Below are 14,837 nucleotides of genomic sequence, written 5' to 3' on the forward strand. Positions count from 1 at the left end.
TGCTTGAAACAGGCACAGCCCGCTGAGCTTCAGACCTGGCCATAGCAATAAGCCCCTCATTGGCATTGAAACTGGCACGGCTATCTATGCTTGATTTAAAGCGTTCTACAAGCTGAGGAAGCCAATCATACTTGTACTCTTTGTCTACATCTACCATCATTGGATACAGATCATAATATTTTTGATAGAAAGTGGACAAACCAGCCAAACCATTGGATGGCCAAGTATTGGGCATGCAGTCCAGGTCGCCTTTGGTTAAATCATAGCCGACTGCCGGGTTACTACCGGCCACTGCGTGTCCGGCACTCTTGAACCTTTCGCCATAGTACCAACGCATATCAATACGATGTATGCCGCCCACAGAGTGGTTATCCGGTAAATCAGGCCCAATTACTTCCCAGCTGAAAGGAGTAACTTTGTCTACTCTGAATGGTTCGCGGTTAAAATATTCATGACCCTGACGGTGTTCCTGGCCCTGCATGGAGAATGCAGATTGGCCCTCATGATAAGAATTCCAGTAACTGCCGGCGGCAGCCACTGATAACCCGGCCGCCCCTACTCCTGCGGCCTTGAGGAAATCTCTACGATTTACTTCTGCCATGATTCCTCTCACTTTTTGTTAATCATTTGTCTTCCCAAATACCACTCAGTCTTTCCCGAGTGTCAACGTTTCATTTCCACCTCTCTTTGGGAATGAACAGCCGTTATATACTTTAGTATCCCTATATCGTATACGAAATACATCGTATACGATACTTATCATGTACGATACACTAAACTATCTGTAAATACATCGTCCAAATGGCGTAGTACTTTATGCTGATTTTTTTGACGATTCAACTACAAGTTGATATTATTTGAGGTATTAAAGAAGTATCGGGAAGAGACTATGGAATTTAGCGACTTTTATAAATGGGATCCAAATGATGCAGCAGGACTGTTACTAATGCGCACCCGCCGGGCTATATATAAAGAACTGGAAAGGGCTTATTACCAAATCGGTATTTCCCCTGAACAGGCGGGAGTTTTTGACCAGATTGCTACTAAAGGCAAGGCTACCATAAATGACATCACCAGGCGTTTACTGAGAGAACCTCATACCATTCTCGGACTTATCAACAGGATGGAAGCCAATGGCCTGATTTATAAAGAAAAAGACCCGGATAACCATAGCATGATAACTATATCCCTGACCGAAAAAGGCTATAATACTTACCGGCAAATGCTGGATATCCGCAAAACTATGGTTAAATCTACGGCGGTTTTGACAGATGATGAACGCGGGCAACTGGAGAAGCTTCTGAAGAAAATACTGGATGCTACCCTGAAACGCTTAGATAAAAAAGGATAGGATAATTTGGCGGCGGATTGTATATAACTGGAACAATGAAACAGCAACAACTTCCCCGGCTAATCTAAATTTCTCTTCTGCGGGTGTATATCCATAATCTTCAAATCAAGTCGGTCCTATTTCCTCAAAATTCAGTGCGTTATTATGAGAAAATAGTTTTAAGCCGCGATACGGACATGTTCTGGTAAAGTCAAAATCCATCTTCTTTTGAAATACGCCCTAGATTCCGGTGATTAATTCTAATCTTCAGAATGGTTTATCCCGATAATCATCTGCTTTAGGAACAGAATATTTGTGCCGCTGGCCAGTGTACATGCAAAGAAGCTTAGCGGTTTTCACATATAGTTATCGTCTTAAATAATAGTATTTTCAAATATCACTCAGAGATTATGGGCAGAGTAAATTTTACAGTTTCTCCCGGGTGATTAGTCGCATCAACCCGGATATTCCTGCCATCAAAAGTTATTATCAATTTGCTAAAGTATAAACCCAACCCAAGGCCATCTGATTTATTCGTATAGTATCAACCTTGAAGGTTTTTTTTAAGTTTTATTGCTTTTTCATGACAGGCGCTTACACAATTACCGCAACCTTCACAGCGTTCCGGGTGTATTAATCTGGCTTGTTTGCTGCCATGAGCAGATACCTTAAGTCTGGATATAAAGGGCAGCTGGTTTTTCTCAAGGGCGGATAATTGGTATATCTCAAATACGCCGTTGGGGCAAACCAAGACGCATTCTCCATCCCCCTCACATTTTGACGTGTTTATTACCGGTGCAAAATCACCGGGAGTGTGTTTATGGGCTTGTTCTTGCTGGTTATTTGACTTCATGTTCTACCTTTTTAAATTAAAATAGATTCATATAAATATCATTAGCCTTACTACATAACTGCAGATATTTGTTATATATCAAGAAAGCATCAAGCATTAGTTATTTTCTATCAGCCCTGATTCAAATTGGCTGTTATATAGCGAAGCGTAAAAACCGTTAGCCTCCAGCAGTTCTTTATGGTTGCCCTGTTCTACAATCGCTCCGTCTTTCATCACCAGTATGATATCTGCATTACGGATGGTGGATAAACGGTGGGCAATTATAAATGCCGTGCGGCCTTGCATCAGGTTTTCCATAGCCTGCTGTATCAGCATTTCGGTTCTGGTATCCACCGAGCTTGTAGCCTCGTCTAAAATCAAAATCTTGGGGTTGGCCAAAACGGCTCTGGCAATGGTCAGCAACTGTTTTTGACCCTGTGAGATGTTGCTGGATTCCTCGTTCATTACCATTTCATAACCATTTGGCAGGGTATGTATAAAATGGTCTATGTAGGCCGTCTTGGCCGCTGTGTAAACCTCATCATCGGTTGCATCCAGCTTGCCAAAGCGGATATTATCCATAATGCTGCCGTTAAACAGCCAGGTATCCTGAAGTACCATACCGAAGGCACTGCGGTACTCCTGTCTCTTGATATCCTGTATATTTACCCCGTCTACCAGAATAGCCCCGCTGTTTACGTCATAAAAGCGCATCAGTAGCTTAACCATAGTGGTTTTTCCGGCACCCGTAGGGCCGACAATGGCTACCCGCTGGCCGGGCTTTATGTCTGCGTTGAAATTTTTGATTATAACTTTGGTCGGGCTATAACCAAAAGACACATCTTTAAAGCTGACAGCCCCTGAAATATCCTTCAGGCTGACAGGATTAGCCGGTTCGGGGACTTCTTCGCCTTCTCCCAGAAATTCAAAAATACGCTCGGCTGCCGCAGCGGTAGACTGGAGTATATTTACAATGTTAGCGGTTTGGGCCAGCGGCTGAGTGAATGACCTGACATACTGGACGAAAGCCAGTATGTCGCCTACCTGAATGGTTTTCTGTATGGCCAGAAAGCCGCCCAGAATACATACAACCACATAGCTCAGGTTGCCTATGAAGTTCATCATGGGCATCATAATGCTGGAGAGGAACTGGGATTTCCATGATGCGCCGTACAGCTCTTCGTTCAACCCTTCAAATTTGGTTATGGATTTTTCCTCGCCGTTGAAAGCTTTCATAACATTGTGGGCGGAATACATTTCTTCAACGTGACCGTTTATATGCCCCAGATAGTCCTGTTGTTTGCGGAAATATTTTTGTGACCGGCCGACTATCAGGGAAATCAGGCCTATAGAAACGGGGACTATTATCAGCGAAGCAAGTGCCATAATCCAGTTGATAGTGAACATCATCACCAGCACACCCAGTATGGTAACTACAGAGGTAACCATCTGGGACATGCTTTGGGTTAGGGTATTGGATATTAAATCAACATCGTTGGTAACATGGCTTAAAACTTCGCCATAGGTCTTGTTGTCAAAGAATTTCATTGGCAGTCGGTTTATTTTTTCTGCTATCTGCTTGCGAAGGTCATAAGTAACCTTGATGGATACGCCGGTCATTATATAACCCATAATATAGCTGCATATGGCACTGACTGCATACAGCCCGACCAGAATCAGTACTATATTGCCTATATAAGTAAAGTCAATTCCGGCCCCCGGAGCGTTCATGACTTTACTTACCAGACCTTCAAAAAGTTTGGTGGTTGCATTACCCAGAAGCTTCGGGCCGATGATGGTAAAGACCGTACCGAAAATGGCTAATACCAGTGCAATGATAAGCGTAAAGCGATAAGGTGTCAGGTATTTTAAAAGGCTGGTCATGGTGTCCTTAAAATTTCTGGCCTTTTCACCTGAGTGTGCCATACGCATTCCGCCCATTGGGCCGCCCATGTGCATGCCGCCACCCATAGGGCCGCCGCTCACCGGCATCCGGGATTGGGGGTTATTTCTGTTCTGGCTCATGCTGATAACTCCTCCCTGGACAGCTGTGACAGGGCCAATTCGCAGTATACTATGCAGTTTTCCATCAGCTCTTTGTGGGTGCCTTTCCCGACAATCATTCCATTTTCCAGCACGATAATCTGCTCGGCATTCATAACCGTATTTATCCTTTGAGCTACAATCAATACCGTAGCATTGTGAGTCTCTTTCTTCAGGGCTTTTCTCAGAGTGGCATCGGTCTTGAAGTCAATGGCGGAAAAGCTGTCATCAAAGATATATATTTCAGGTTGCTTGGCTACTGCTCTGGCAATAGCCATTCTTTGTTTCTGCCCGCCGGAGATATTTGCCCCTCCCTGGGATATGGGTGTATTGAAACCGTTTTCGGTGGTGTCAATATATTCTGTCAGCTGGGCAATCCGGGCGGCTTTCTTTAATGTGTCTGCATCGGCATTTTCGTTTCCATAAGCGATATTGCTCTCTATAGTGCCGGAGAACAAGCTGGTTTTCTGGGGAATATACCCGATTTTATCCCGCAGGTCATGCTGGGTGACATTACGGATATTGGTATTGTCTATCAAAATCTGGCCTTCTGTTATATCGTAAAAACGGGGAATAAGGTTGACCAGAGTTGATTTACCGCTTCCGGTACCGCCTACAATAGCGGTGGTTTGCCCGAGCTTGGTAGCAAACGAAATATCTTTCAGAACATAGTCATCTGCACCGGGGTATTTGAAGCCCACATTTTGAAATTCTACTTTGCCCCTGATATTTGTATCAAAGCTGACAGGTTTCTTTGGGTCTTCAATACCGGGTTCAGTTTCCAGCACTTCGGCAATGCGTTGGGCAGAGACTGTAGCCCTGGGCATCATGACGAATACCATGGAGACCATAAGGAAGGCCATAATAATCTGCATGGAGTATTGCATGAAAGCCATCATATTGCCTACCTGCATGGCACCCGCATCTATCTGATGCGCACCCACCCAGATAATCAGCACCCCGACCCCGTTCATTATCAGCATCATGGCCGGCATCATAAAGACCATAACCCGGTTGATAAACAGAGTGGTTTTGGTCAGGTCTACATTGGCTTTTTCAAATTTATTTTCTTCCAGTTGCTGCTTGTTGAATGCCCTGACTACCATTAGGCCGCTCAGCATTTCGCGGGTAACCAGGTTTAATTTATCAACAAACTTCTGGATTATCCTGAATTTGGGGATTGCCACTACGAAAATCACACCTATCATGGCCAGTATGGCTATTACGGCTGAGGCAATAATCCATGACATGGAGACATCTTGCCCCAGAGCCTTGATTATGCCTCCTACACCCATAATGGGGGCGTAGAACACAATCCGCAGCAGCATTACCAGTATCATTTGTATTTGCTGGATATCATTGGTAGAGCGGGTTATAAGCGAAGCCGTAGAAAATTTGTCAAATTCGCTGTTGGAATAGCTCTCTACCTTGGTAAAAACCTTACGGCGGGTATCCCGTCCGAATCCGGCAGCCACCCGGGCGGCCAGAAAACCTACGGCAACCGAAAAAGTAACACTGACCAGTGTCAGCAGCAGCATCAACCCGCCGATTTTGACCATGTAATTCATCTGCATCTGGTTGAGATCCATGCCGATAGCTTGGTATTCTGTAGCCAGGTAGCTTACATCTGATTGGGCAACCATACTTTCGGGTATGGCGGACAGGTGGCTTGCGGCACTTTGAATAATGGCATCAAGCTGTTCCTGAGGCAAACTTGCCAGTACGGAAAATATATCTGCTCCATCAGGCAGGTCAAACTGGCTGCCCAAAATATCAGTAGCCGCTCCGCTTTCGATATACGATACCATTAGTATGGGAACAGACAGGATGGAGTTTAGGCGGTTTGCGGCATTTTCATCGTTAGTGTTTAGCTTGTATATTGATTCATTTGCCAACCCAGGATAGGATTCTATGTATTGGTTATAATCAGCTGGAGATAGCAAATCTTTATCCAGTAGTGTGTAGTATCCGGTTACCGATGCCTTGTCAGCACTATCCACAAACAGGAGTATCCGGTTCATTTCACTGGAACGTATGGCGCTAGGGGTTGCATTTTCAATGCCCTGCTGTTGTATGCCTACGTTTATTATCCGTGACATCAGGTCCGGCAAAGACAAGTCACTCATAGCCTGCCCAAGCAGCAGGGTAAAAATAAGGATGATAGACCAGGTAAATGGTTTGAGAGACTTAATTAGTTTCCACAAGGGATATCTCCTCCTGAATAAGCGTAATCTATCCGGTATTTGGCTACGGCATATCTTCTTTGGTAACGGGTTCAGGACTGACCTTGGTGATCAGGCTGACTAGCTCTTTCAGCTCATCAGTACTCAGGACATTAAATTTTTCGGCTATGGAGCTGAAGAAATCTTTTCTGAACTGATGTATTTCTTTTCTGGCCGCAGAGGTCAGTTTCAACTTTATGCTGCGCCTGTCAGCCGTGTCTGTTTCCCGCGTTATCAGTTTTTTGTCAATCAGGGCATCTATTAACTGGGTGATTGCGCCCGGTGTAACCGATGTTAGGCGGGCTAATTCCTTGACGGATATTCCCGAATCATCATATTTGTTAATTATAAAAACCAGCCTGGCTTGGGGGTGGCTGAGAGAGGGTTTTATAACCGAAACATCTCGCTGAACATGCCTCATCAAAGAAAACATACGTTCAAGAAGCTGCTGTAACAGTTCGTCTCTCCCGGTGTCTGCTTCATTCTGAAATTGTTGCTCTGCCATCTGCCTTTATAACCTGTCCACAATAGTTTAGTTGCTATATAATTTAGTAGCTTAACAGATATTTGTCAAATGAATGACTGGTTGCCTTAAGCAAGTTTATTATCAAGGATAACCTCGCGTAGCAGGTCAACTTTGTGTGTATTCTAAAGATTGTTCAGGGCCTTTTATATTTGGCTTTGGGGAAAACGGTTTATTTTTCCCGATATACTATTTCCATTTCCTCCAGGGTTTTATCCAAAATATTGTTGACCCTGATAATTTTGGCAGGGTCATTGTGAACGGCTATGTGCCCCATAAGTTCCCTGATTTCATCCAGATAGTTCATGGTTGTACGAATGTTTTGCAGGTACTCCTGATTCTTGGCGTTTCCCCAGCCCCATAGCCGCTCCTTGATTTTTTGGGTGGCTTCTTCCTGTTCATGCAGAAACTTTTTACCGCCATCGGTAATCGTATATATTTTTTTCCCCTCGACTTCACTTGACGTTACGTATTCCATGTCCTCCAGTAACTGTAATACCGGGTAGACGCTGCCGGTGCTGGGGGAATAAAGGCCGTGAAAACGTTCCTCTAGAGACTGAGTTACCTCGTAGCCGTGAGCTGGCTTATCTTTCAGCAAGTCTAAAATAACAAATTTCATATCGCCCCTTTTAAACATGCGGGAGCGTTTTTCAAATGAATGAGAGAATCTGTCAAAAGGATGAGAATGCCTTTCAAAGTTATGAAATGGTGAGCCAAACATATTTATTCACCTCTATAATAAGCTATAACTATATATCGTTATATATAGTTATACTCCTCAATATTTTCGTTGTCAACAGAAGAAGTTAAATATTATTGAAGCGAAATTGACAGGGTTATTTGGTTTTAGTCCCGATAATGTTAATATTTTGTATGAGTGTTTTGACCGACCGATTTGTTCTTCACGGTAAGCCGCCATACAATTTGGTATTTTTACATGGCGGACCGGGAGCAGGCGGTGAACTGGCCGGTTTGGCAGAGGACATAAGCTCCGCCAAGGGGGTTATTGAGCCTCGCCTTTACAGTCTTGGCATCAAGGAACAGCTGGAATATCTCTCTGGCATTATTACCCGGTTTGGAGACCAAAAAGTAGTTTTAGCGGGTTATTCTTGGGGGGCGTGGCTGGGTATTATGCTGGCCGGTACTTACCCTCAGCTTATTTCAAAATTGATATTGGTGTCCTGCCCGCTGTTTCAATCGGCAGAGGCAAAGAACATTATGGATACACGCCTGAGGCGGATGGATGAAGGTCAGAAAAATAAATTGGCAACATTAACCCGGTTTCTGGCTGAAGCTGAAAATGATGCTATGGCTGATGAGTCTTTGGCCGAAATAGGCAAACTTGTTTTACAGGTGGATGCATACTCACCCTTATACTTGCCTGATGCGTTTTTAGAGTGCAGTTACAAAACTTATAAATCCATCTGGCAGGAAGCACTCAAATTAAGGCTGGAAAACAAGTTTGAAGAATATCTGTCTGCGGTGAAATGCCCGGTAGTTGCCATACATGGGGATTACGACCCTCATCCGGCCCGGCCTGTTTTAGATTATTTGGCAAACCATCTGGAAAGATTTTCGGCAGTTTTGCTTAAGCGTTGCGGGCATTGCCCATGGCAGGAGAAATATGCACGGGAAGAATTTATAGCTTGTCTCCAAAAAGAGATCTGATATGATTGCGAATGCTGTAAATTGACGGTTAATCTGATGGGTTTGTGCTAGGGAAAGACCTTTAAATATGGCAGAATAACTGCCGGGTTATTCTTGACTTATGCCGGATGCTTGTTATAATGCAACTAGGTAGAACTAAGATGAGTTGTCTAAATACCATAAAGCAATCCGGCTACAAACTTACTCTCCAGCGCAAGCTGGTGGTTGATGTTATCCATTCTGTTTCTGCCCATTTGACTGCCGAAGAGATAATAAACAAGGTTCAGGAAAAATTTCCGGATATTAACCGCTCAACAGTCTACCGCACTCTGGATTTGCTGGAGAGTATTGGTTGTGTGGTTAAAAGCAAGATAGACGACCAAACTATCTATCACCATTCTGATGAAGGGCATCATCATCACCTGATATGCAGCCGGTGTGGGCAGCGGATAGAATGCAGTGACGATATGTTGGCTAAACTCCGCAAGGATATTCAGGCCAAATACAGTTTTTCCCCGAACCTGAGCCACATGGTTATAAACGGTATTTGCGCTGATTGCCGCAAATAAACTCTGACTGGACTGAGATATCCATTTAGATTCGCAGGGATATATTTTTAAGCTTAATAAAGAAGGGGCGGAAAGCTTGTTTTCCGCCCCTTTAATTTATTTGATTTTGCCAAAGGTTACTCTTTGGGCATTACCAGCGTAAGGTCATGGTGAATGCGTTTTAATTTACCTGTTTTTACCATCCCCTGGCTGGCGGGGCTATACCCAGATTTAGCTGGATAAAATAGCTCTGGCCGGGGTTCATGGAAGTACCACGGGTGTCTATGCGGTAGTAAATATTTTCTATAAGGTTGGAGGGGCTGGCCGGAAGCAGCCCGTTTGAACTGCTGGAAAGGGCTACCCAGATATTGGTAATATCGCTGCTGGTATTAGTGAAGCCTGACCCGTCACCGGCGCCGTTATTGGAATAGTCAGCGCAGACATGTACCCCTTGGCTGGGAGTTGCCATACTTCCCCAATCAGTGTAGACCCCGTCTGTTACCGAGAGCTGGCTTGATGCGGCGAAGGTATTGGCGGAGAGTGTACTGACGGGAGAAATAACCAACAGGGTGGGGAATAACAGGGCAAAAGTGAGCGCTAAACGGCTAAATAGTTTCAGGCCTTGCTTCAAAATCATAGCTCATACTCCTTATCATGGTTAGGCTGAAATATTTACTTTTAAATTAACAGTAGTCACAAATAGACTTGTCTAAACATATTTCCATTATATGGCTATCTTCATTGTATTGCCAGAGGCAAGGTAAAGATACAGGCAATATGTTTGAAGCGGAAAAAATCCGGTATCATTTCCCGTTAAGGTGCTTGAAAGGTATACGGGTTGGTCAAGGGTGCAATTCCCCTGCGGCGGGGATTATTTTCTCAAATTTGCGGCAGATAACTCTGACATTCAGGTATAAAATTTGAAAAATGACTTAGAATATTTAAATAACTGCCTGCAAACTTTGAAAAGTGAGTCTGGGTCATGGTATTCTATTGCACATTGGCGCTGGGCAGAAAAATACCGTGGGGGAAGTTTTTCTATTTTTCCCGTGACAATCTTCCCTGAGCGGACTTATCAGCCTCTTTGCCCACAAGTAATTTACTAGAGGAGAAACGTGGACAAAATCAAGCTATTTTTCAACCCTAAGAGTGTAGCTCTGGTAGGCGCAACAGACAAGGAAGGTTCTACCGGCAAAATCATCCTTCAGAATCTTATAAAAGGTAAAGACCGAAGGGCTGTTTATCCGGTAAACCCGAACCGTGAATCTGTACTGGAACAGAAGTGCTATCCTACTCTGAAAGACTTGCCCGAAGTACCTGATTTGGTGCTGGTGGTGGTCCCTGCCAAGTTTGTACCCCAAGTTATTGAAGACGCCGGCAAAGTGGGTACCAAGTCTGTTATCATTATTTCGGCTGGTTTCAAAGAGGTTGGGTCTGAGGGCAAAGCCCTTGAAGAAAAGATAGCCGAGATTGCCAAGCAGTACGGTATCCGCATTATTGGCCCCAACTGTATGGGTACCATGAGCCCCGCAAGCGGTTTCAATGCCACTTTCGCCCGCATGGAAATGCCCAAAACCGGCAATGTGGCCTTCCTGTCACAGAGCGGCGCTTTGGGTTCAGCTGTGCTTGACTGGGCTATTGCCCGAAATGTAGGTTTTTCCGGATTTGCTTCCATCGGCTCTATGATGGATGTGAACTTCGGTGACCTTATTGACTACTTCGGTACTGACGAAAATACCAAGAGTATTATTGTATATCTGGAAACCATGGGCGAAGCCAAGAAATTCATGAGTGCCGCCCGCGGTTTTGCCCGCACCAAACCCATTATCGTTATCAAGCCCGGCCGTTTTGAAGAGAGTGCTCAGGCCGCCAAATCCCACACCGGCTCAATGGTGGGGAATGCCATGTTTGTAGACGCTATTTTCCAGCGTGCAGGCGTGGTTCGGGTGGACAATATCGGTGACCTTTTCAGCTGTGCCGCTATATTAAATACCTCAAATCTGCCCAAGGGGGCAAATCTGGCCATTGTAACCAACGCCGGCGGTCCTGCCGTATTGGCTACGGACTCGCTGATGGAACAAAAAGGCAAATTGGCTCACATATCTGACGAGACTGTTACCGCCTTGAATCCGGTTCTGCCTCCTTCGTGGAGCAAAGGCAACCCCATGGATATTCTGGGAGATGCCGATCCTGAAAGGTATGCCGTCACCCTTGAAGCCGCCATCAAAGACCCCGGTGTGGATGGTGTAGTGGTTATTTATACCCCTCAGGGTGCGGCTAATCCTCTGGATATTGCCAAGACTATTGTCAAAATTGCCAAGAAGAGCAAAAAACCGGTGCTTACCTCATGGATGGGTGATGCCAACGTGGCCGAAGCCAGAAAGCTGTTTTATCAGCACAATATACCCAGTTTTGAATTTCCCGAAGAGGCGGTTAAGGGCTATATCTTCATGTACCGCTATGCCCGCGGCCTTGAAAATCTGTATGAAACCCCTGAAGAACTGGCGGTGGATGTAGACCCGTCCAAGGAATATATACGAACCATTCTCAAGAAGGTAGCCAGCGAAGGTCGCACCCTTCTTTCCGAAACCGAGTCTAAAAAGTTTCTTCAGGCTTATGGCATTGATGCTACGGTGCCGTTCTTGGCACGTGATGCCAAAGATGCTGCCCAGATTGCTTCCGCCCTGCGTTTCCCGGTGGTTATGAAGATTGCCTCGCCGGATATTTCCCATAAGTCAGATGTGGGCGGGGTTATCCTTGGTCTTAAAACCGAGGCCGAGGTGGAAAAAGCCTTTGCCACCATGATGGAAAACGTGAAAGCTGCCTGTCCTGCGGCCAATATTGAGGGTGTAACCCTGCAGCGCATGGTAGACAAATATGACTACGAGCTGATTATCGGCTCAAAGAAAGACCCTGTGTTCGGGCCGGTTATCCTATTTGGTTCCGGCGGTATTGAAGCCGAATTCCAGAAGGATGTGGCGGTAGGTCTGCCGCCCCTCAATCAGGTGCTTGCCAGACGGGTAATGGAAGGCACCAAAATATACGAGATGCTTTACAAGGGCTTCCGCACCAAACCCCCGGCAAACCTGCGTTTGCTTGAAGAAACTCTGGTGAAGTTCTCCAATTTGCTGGTGGATTTCCCTGAAATTATGGAAATTGATATTAACCCGCTGGCACTGCTTGGTTCAGAGGCCATTGCTCTGGATGCCCGTATAATAATAGATGAAGAATATATAAACAACCCGACTGGTGACCATAACCACCTTATCATTACCCCGTATCCGGCCAAATATATCAAGCCCTGGCATACCAAGGACGGGCGTGATGTTATCCTGCGGCCTATCCGCCCTGAAGATGAGCCTATGGAAAAAGCCCTGCTGGAAGGTCTGTCAGAAGAATCTTCCCGTATGCGCTTCTTCCATATACTCAAGGATATCAACCATGCCTTGCTGGTGCGTTTCTGCAATATAGACTATGACCGTGAAATGGCCATTATTGCCGAATATAACGACAAGGGCAAAAAACGCAACGTGGGTGTAGGCCGTCTGATTATAGACAACAACGGTCTGAGCGGTGAATTCTCAATACTGGTGGCTGATGATTTCCAGCACCATGAACTGGGGGCTAAACTGCTGGATATGCTGATTGGCATTGCCCGCGAAAAGGGTTTGAAGAATTTCTACGGTGTGGTACTGGCTGAAAACGTGGTTATGCTGAACCTGTGCAAGGATTTCGGTTTTAACGTTAAGAAAGATAAATCCACCGAGTACAAGGTTAATCTGGAACTCTAAGACCAAAACCAGGCAATTATTGTTTGAAGGCGGCTCCGGTATCCGGAGCCGCCTTCTTGGTTTCATTTGATAATAGAGGAATAGCTGTTTTAGATAAAGTCAGGTCTTTTATTCTGAACCTATGCGTAGTATGATGTAAAATACTTGGGTTGCATGGATACAGATTGTATTTTTATCTTTGCATATATCTGAAAACGTAAGGGATGGCCGTGGACAAAATAATCATGAAACCCAACAAATCCTCTCCCAAGATAGGGCATTGCACTTCTCCAGTCAGGATATTTTTGGCGGATGACCACCAAGTTGCCAGAGAAGGGCTGCGAAAGGTACTCTGTTCCGAAGCAGATATTGAAATAGTGGGGGAGGCTGATAACGCTTCAGATGTACTTAGGCTAGTAGAAGAACTAAAACCGCAAGTTGTGTTAACGGATATCAAAATATCCGGCCTTGACAGTTGTGAGCTGAGCCATAAGCTAAAAGGGGTATATCCTCCGGTCAAGGTTGTATTCCTGACCGGCTACGAAGCGGAACCATATGTGACTGAAGCTTTGTATAACGGCATAAATGGCTTTTTGACCAAGGACTGTCCGCTTGAACTTCTATCCAATGCTATTAGGGTAGTAGCTTGCGGCGGCAGCGTCTGGCAGGGGGATTTGCTTGAAAGTGCCTCTAAAAATTTTATCAAATTTGTAAATGCCAAGGCTGAGGGCCGAAGTCCTGCCGGTGAATATTCGTCAGCTACTATCAATGTTATACCTCAGGATGTACTTTCTCCGCGTGAACTTGAGATACTTATTATGGTGGCACGCGGTTATACCAATAAGGAAATCAGCGTTAATTTGGATTATGCTGAAATTACAATCAAGAAATATGTAAAAGGTATTATGACCAAGCTTAATGTCTCTAACCGGACTCTGGCAGGCATTGCGGCTGCCAAATTTGGTCTTGTTTAGCTGTTTTTATCTGGGTAATTGAAGTTTAGGTTTATTAGTAAAAGGGGGAAGCAAATTTGCTTCCCCCTTGGTATATAAGTTCAAATGGTGGTTATGGAGTGGCTATAGAGATATATTTGTGACCGACCATATTGAATACTGCTTTGCCATTTACCATAGTAATGGAGTTTACCGAAAGTCCGGGTATATGGTTAATGATACCATCGGTCAGGGTGATAAGTTTGCTGGTAAGTTCATCCAAAGCTGCCTGGGGTATAGAAAACCTGCCCAGTTCAAACTTTTCCACCTGTAAAGGCAGGTGATTATTGGTCATGGAGGGTGTGCATTTGACATAAAAAGCCGGATTAGACAAGAAGTAACGGCTATATTTATCCCAATATTGGGAAATTTCAGAGTTGCCGCTGCTGGCGGTAATAAAATCTTGGATTACTTTTATATCAAAAATGCCTGAACATTCTACAGTCCCGTCACTGTTTATTCTTACCTGAAAGTTCTTTACCGGTTTGTATTTGTAATCTGTTTGGTTAACGAAAGCGGTTAATTCCTCTGAAGTGTAAAAGGTATTAACTACGCGGGAACCCGAAAAAGTAAGGCTGTCTGCCGGAAGGGTGTCAGACGGCAAAGCACCCACGGTGACGCCGCTTTTGGTAACCATGGTTTGATAGTCCTGGCTGGTGGCGGTTATGCCCAGATCACGCGGTTTGTCGGAACCCATCAGGCTGGAAACACCCGGCATTATACCCAGATAACCCATAACCAGTACTGCGGCGACAAGTAAAAGTACTATAAATGTTATAACAGCAGTGATAATACCTTTTACCATCTATTAACCCTCCTGTTCGTTATAATCTTTAAAGACGAAGGGATTATACGTGTTCCCGTTTGGTTATTCAATAGGCAGAGCGGATATTTATATTTTAGCCACACGGGTGATTGAAGGCGCGGCTT

General features: G+C 44.8%; 13 protein-coding genes. 5 read left to right on the forward strand and 8 right to left on the reverse strand.

All coding sequences use genetic code 11. The features are described from left to right. Positions 1-601, reverse strand: a 601-nt coding sequence (locus WC259_RS01645; RefSeq protein ID WP_372642904.1) for a twin-arginine translocation signal domain-containing protein, incomplete at its 3' end; no start/stop codon positions are given. A 288-nt stretch (positions 602-889) separates the two neighbouring features. On the opposite strand from WC259_RS01645, the gene WC259_RS01650 reads away from it, so the two are divergent. Next, the gene (locus tag WC259_RS01650; RefSeq protein ID WP_011309541.1) at positions 890-1,351 is read left to right on the forward strand and encodes a MarR family winged helix-turn-helix transcriptional regulator; all 462 of its coding nucleotides are present in this window, start codon (positions 890-892) and stop codon (positions 1,349-1,351) included. Between the two features lie 523 nt (positions 1,352-1,874). Here WC259_RS01650 and WC259_RS01655 read toward each other — a convergent pair. The 5 genes from WC259_RS01655 to WC259_RS01675 all read right to left on the reverse strand — a co-directional run bounded on the left by WC259_RS01655 (position 1,875) and on the right by WC259_RS01675 (position 7,569). Next, on the reverse strand, positions 1,875-2,183 hold the full coding sequence (locus WC259_RS01655) for a ferredoxin family protein (protein WP_011929235.1): 309 nt from the start codon (positions 2,181-2,183) through the stop codon (positions 1,875-1,877). Positions 2,184-2,279: 96 nt separating this feature from the next. Further along, a complete protein-coding gene (locus WC259_RS01660) occupies positions 2,280-4,187 on the reverse strand; it encodes an ABC transporter ATP-binding protein (RefSeq protein ID WP_015407125.1) in 1,908 nt (635 codons plus the stop codon). Then, entirely contained in the window at positions 4,184-6,409 is a 2,226-nt protein-coding gene (locus WC259_RS01665; protein ID WP_059280154.1) for an ABC transporter ATP-binding protein, read from the reverse strand. Before WC259_RS01665 ends, WC259_RS01660 begins: the two co-directional genes overlap by 4 nt. Positions 6,410-6,452: 43 nt before the next feature. Continuing rightward, a complete protein-coding gene (locus tag WC259_RS01670; RefSeq protein ID WP_011309536.1) occupies positions 6,453-6,932 on the reverse strand; it encodes a MarR family winged helix-turn-helix transcriptional regulator in 480 nt (159 codons plus the stop codon). Positions 6,933-7,122: 190 nt separating this feature from the next. Next, entirely contained in the window at positions 7,123-7,569 is a 447-nt protein-coding gene (locus tag WC259_RS01675; RefSeq protein WP_372642909.1) for a PadR family transcriptional regulator, read from the reverse strand. A 254-nt stretch (positions 7,570-7,823) separates the two neighbouring features. Here WC259_RS01675 and WC259_RS01680 point away from each other — a divergent pair, with 254 nt between their 5' ends. Both WC259_RS01680 and WC259_RS01685 read left to right on the forward strand, forming a co-directional pair. Next, a complete protein-coding gene (locus WC259_RS01680) occupies positions 7,824-8,618 on the forward strand; it encodes an alpha/beta fold hydrolase (RefSeq protein WP_372642912.1) in 795 nt (264 codons plus the stop codon). Positions 8,619-8,758: 140 nt separating this feature from the next. Beyond that, the gene (locus WC259_RS01685) at positions 8,759-9,166 is read left to right on the forward strand and encodes a Fur family transcriptional regulator (protein ID WP_078986947.1); all 408 of its coding nucleotides are present in this window, start codon (positions 8,759-8,761) and stop codon (positions 9,164-9,166) included. Positions 9,167-9,341: 175 nt separating this feature from the next. On the opposite strand, the gene WC259_RS01690 is transcribed toward WC259_RS01685, so the two are convergent. Next, on the reverse strand, positions 9,342-9,782 hold the full coding sequence (locus WC259_RS01690) for a hypothetical protein (protein WP_079398690.1): 441 nt from the start codon (positions 9,780-9,782) through the stop codon (positions 9,342-9,344). A gap of 478 nt (positions 9,783-10,260) precedes the next feature. Between WC259_RS01690 and WC259_RS01695 the strand changes: the two genes are divergently transcribed. Both WC259_RS01695 and WC259_RS01700 read left to right on the forward strand, forming a co-directional pair. After that, a complete protein-coding gene (locus WC259_RS01695; protein WP_015407120.1) occupies positions 10,261-12,936 on the forward strand; it encodes a bifunctional acetate--CoA ligase family protein/GNAT family N-acetyltransferase in 2,676 nt (891 codons plus the stop codon). Between the two features lie 203 nt (positions 12,937-13,139). Continuing rightward, positions 13,140-13,889: a response regulator gene (locus WC259_RS01700; RefSeq protein WP_372642917.1), complete on the forward strand. Its 750-nt coding sequence runs from the start codon at positions 13,140-13,142 to the stop codon at positions 13,887-13,889. 91 nt (positions 13,890-13,980) lie between these two features. On the opposite strand, the gene WC259_RS01705 is transcribed toward WC259_RS01700, so the two are convergent. Next, positions 13,981-14,712: a hypothetical protein gene (locus WC259_RS01705; protein WP_015407118.1), complete on the reverse strand. Its 732-nt coding sequence runs from the start codon at positions 14,710-14,712 to the stop codon at positions 13,981-13,983. Positions 14,713-14,837 lie beyond the last annotated feature (125 nt).

Source organism: Dehalococcoides sp. (assembly GCF_041654235.1).
Classification (GTDB): domain Bacteria; phylum Chloroflexota; class Dehalococcoidia; order Dehalococcoidales; family Dehalococcoidaceae; genus Dehalococcoides; species Dehalococcoides mccartyi_B.

Bases quoted from the DNA above. Each gene is read 5' to 3' on its own strand.
- WC259_RS01650 (WP_011309541.1), top strand. From the start codon at position 890: ATGGAATTTAGCGACTTTTATAAATGGGATCCAAATGATGCAGCAGGA.
- WC259_RS01655 (WP_011929235.1), bottom strand. From the start codon at position 2,183: ATGAAGTCAAATAACCAGCAAGAACAAGCCCATAAACACACTCCCGGT.
- WC259_RS01660 (WP_015407125.1), bottom strand. From the start codon at position 4,187: ATGAGCCAGAACAGAAATAACCCCCAATCCCGGATGCCGGTGAGCGGC.
- WC259_RS01670 (WP_011309536.1), bottom strand. From the start codon at position 6,932: ATGGCAGAGCAACAATTTCAGAATGAAGCAGACACCGGGAGAGACGAA.
- WC259_RS01675 (WP_372642909.1), bottom strand. From the start codon at position 7,569: ATGAAATTTGTTATTTTAGACTTGCTGAAAGATAAGCCAGCTCACGGC.
- WC259_RS01680 (WP_372642912.1), top strand. From the start codon at position 7,824: ATGAGTGTTTTGACCGACCGATTTGTTCTTCACGGTAAGCCGCCATAC.
- WC259_RS01685 (WP_078986947.1), top strand. From the start codon at position 8,759: ATGAGTTGTCTAAATACCATAAAGCAATCCGGCTACAAACTTACTCTC.
- WC259_RS01690 (WP_079398690.1), bottom strand. From the start codon at position 9,782: ATGATTTTGAAGCAAGGCCTGAAACTATTTAGCCGTTTAGCGCTCACT.
- WC259_RS01700 (WP_372642917.1), top strand. From the start codon at position 13,140: ATGGCCGTGGACAAAATAATCATGAAACCCAACAAATCCTCTCCCAAG.
- WC259_RS01705 (WP_015407118.1), bottom strand. From the start codon at position 14,712: ATGGTAAAAGGTATTATCACTGCTGTTATAACATTTATAGTACTTTTA.